Origin of the sequence: Oerskovia sp. NPDC056781, assembly GCF_042789955.1 — a bacterium.
Taxonomy (GTDB): Bacteria; Actinomycetota; Actinomycetes; order Actinomycetales; family Cellulomonadaceae; genus Oerskovia; species Oerskovia rustica.
In genome coordinates this window covers 1-2,801 of record NZ_JBHUAD010000350.1, presented here as the reverse complement: position 1 = coordinate 2,801, position 2,801 = coordinate 1, and the positions used below count along the sequence as shown (strand labels likewise).

Annotated in this window: 2 protein-coding genes; one reads left to right on the top strand and one right to left on the bottom strand. The window is 73.4% G+C overall.

Annotation, left to right across the window (positions count from 1 at the left end; all coding sequences use genetic code 11):
• Positions 1 to 13 precede the first annotated feature (13 nt).
• Positions 14 to 433 carry an Rv2175c family DNA-binding protein gene (locus tag ACFRCR_RS18210; protein ID WP_377679561.1) on the bottom strand — a complete coding sequence of 140 codons (420 nt, stop codon included), beginning with the start codon at positions 431 to 433 and terminating at the stop codon, positions 14 to 16.
• Positions 434 to 559: 126 nt separating this feature from the next.
• Between ACFRCR_RS18210 and pknB the strand changes: the two genes are divergently transcribed.
• Positions 560 to 2,698, top strand: a complete 2,139-nt coding sequence (gene pknB / locus ACFRCR_RS18205) for a Stk1 family PASTA domain-containing Ser/Thr kinase (protein ID WP_377679559.1) — start codon at positions 560 to 562, stop codon at positions 2,696 to 2,698.
• Positions 2,699 to 2,801 lie beyond the last annotated feature (103 nt).

Here is a 2,801-nt window from a genome sequence, read left to right as displayed (position 1 = left end):
GACGGAAGCGGCGTCAGAGCAGCGCCTGCGCGACGCGCCGCACCTCCGCCTTGCGGCCGGCGCGCAGCGCGGCCATGGGCGTGGTCCCGAGCGCCTCGTCGGGCGAGAAGAGCCACTCGAGGATCTCGACGTCCGAGTACCCGAAGTCGGTGAGCAGGGCGATCGTGCCCTGGAGCGACATGAGGACCACCTGGCGACCCTCGTCGGGGTTCTCGGGGGCGGGCTTGGCGTTCGCCGGGTTGGCCAGGTGCGCCGGGACGACGAACGCCGCGGGGATCTGGAACGAGGAGCGCTCGCCGCGCTTGACGCCGACCACGCGCCTGTCCTGGGCGATCTTGCGGGCCTGGGTCATGTCGGTGCCGAGCACCTCGGCGAGGTCGGGAAGGGTCAGCCACTCGGTCACGAGCTGCTCGAGGTCAGTCACGTCAGTCACGGGTCAAGCGTACGTGGCGCGCGAGCTCGTGCCCGCCGGGGGCCGTCACGATCCGTCCGCACGACCCGCACGCGGTCCGGGCACGGCCTCACCGGTTCCACGCTCCGGGACGCCTAGACTTCCGACGTGGCAACTGTGACGTCTGATCCGTTCGTTGGCCGCCTGGTCGACGGGCGGTACCACGTCGTGTCCAGGATCGCCCGGGGCGGCATGGCGACCGTGTACCTCGCGGTGGACCGGCGTCTCGACCGCGAGGTCGCGCTCAAGGTCATGCACCCGCACCTCGCGGAGGGCACCGACGGCGGCGAGTTCGTCGCGCGCTTCCGGCGCGAGGCGCGCGCCGCGGCACGCCTGGCCCACCCGGGGGTGGTCGCCGTGTTCGACCAGGGGGTCGACGGCGAGACCAGCTACCTGACCATGGAGTACGTGCCGGGCACGAACCTCCGCCACGTCCTGCAGGACGAGGGCTCGCTCAGCGTGGGGCGGACGCTCGACCTGCTCGAGGAGATCCTGGACGCGCTCGCCGCGGCCCACCGCAAGGGTCTGGTCCATCGTGACGTCAAGCCGGAGAACGTCCTCCTCGACGAGTCGGGGCGGGTCAAGGTCGCGGACTTCGGTCTCGCCCGCGCCGTCAGCGAGGGCGCGTCTACCGCGACGAGCACCATCCTCGGCACGGTCGCGTACCTCGGACCCGAGCTCATCACGTCGGGACGCTGCGACGCGCGCACCGACGTGTACTCCGTGGGGGTGCTCGCGTACGAGATGCTCGCCGGGCGCCACCCCTTCACGGGCGAGACTCCCCTGCAGGTCGCCTTCCAGCACGTCAACTCCGACGTCCCGGCACCCTCCGACGTCGAACCCTGGATCCCCGCCGAGGTCGACGTCCTCGTGTGCGCGCTCGCCGCCCGGTCGCCCGAGGACCGGCCGGTCGACGCGTCGGCAGCCCTCGCGCTGGTCCGCCAGACCCGGCAGGCTCTCGACCCCGCCGCCCTCGAGGGGCGCTCGTCGCACCCGACCGGTACCGCGGCGGCGTCGGGTGCGGAGCCCGCCCCCAGCACCGGCTCGCCCGACACGGCCGTGCTCGGGGTGGCGACCGCCGCCCTCGCGGGAGCACTCGCCAGGCCCGGTGACACGCCGTCGGGCGCCACCCGGACACAGGCCCCGCCGACGGCCCCGGACTCGACCCCCACGACCGCACTCCCGGCCCTGTGGGCGGCCCGCGGCGAGGGCGCACCCCAGCCCACCGATCGCGCCGGCACGCAGCACACCCTGGCGCTCGACCGCACCACGGTCGCCGCGCACGGCGACGCGCCCGGCTCCGAGGACGGCCCGGAGGACGAGGTGCTCCGCCGCGCGGGGCGTCGCCGTCGTGCCTGGTGGTGGGGCCTCGCGATCGTCGTGCTGCTCGCAGGCGCCCTCACCGGTGCCTCCTGGTGGTTCCTCAGCGGGCCGGGCGCCTACACCATCGTGCCCGGCGGCCTGGTCGGTGCCCCGCAGGCCGGGGCCGAGCAGACCCTCGCCGCGGTCGACCTGCGCAGCGACGTGACCGAGGCCTACGACGACACCTTCGCCGCCGGGACGGTCATCTCGACCGATCCTGGTGCGGGCGAGAAGGTCCGCAAGGACGGCGAGGTGCACCTCCTGGTCTCGCTCGGCGTCAAGATGATCGAGATCCCCACCGGGCTGGTGGGCAAGCCCGCCGAGGAGGCCACCGAGGCGCTGAAGGATGCCGGCTTCACGGTCGGGGACCCCGTCGAGGCCTACAGCGACACCGTCCCTGCCGGGATTGTGGTCAGCGTCTCCGAGGCCGAGGGCACCTCGGTGCCGCACTCGACGATCCCCGTGCTGACCGTCTCGCAGGGCCCCGCCCCTGTGACGGTCCCGCAGGTCGTGGGCCTCGGGAAGGACGCCGCGCTCACGGCCCTCACGGACCTGGGCCTGGACCCGAGCTCGACCGACGACTACTCCGAGACGGTCGCAGCGGGCCTGGTCATCAGCCAGACCCCGGAGAACGGCACGGAGGGGCACCGGGGCGACAAGGTCGCGCTCGTCGTCTCGCTCGGCCCGCCGCTCGTCGAGATCCCGAACACCTACGGCCGCAACGTCACCGAGGCCGAGAAGATGCTCAAGGACGCCGGGTTCGTGGTCGAGATCCGGCACCCTCAGGGGATCAGCCCGCTCAACATCGTCTACGCGCAGGACCCGGCCGGGGGCTCGGGCAAGACCGCACCCAAGGGGTCGACGATCGTCATCAACGTCTTCTGACCGGTCTCGCGGGGTAGAGGGCCCGCGTCGAGGTGGAGACCCACGACCCTCGACCTCGCGCCCGGCACCACGACGCAGCCCGACGGCGGCGCACCTGCGGGTG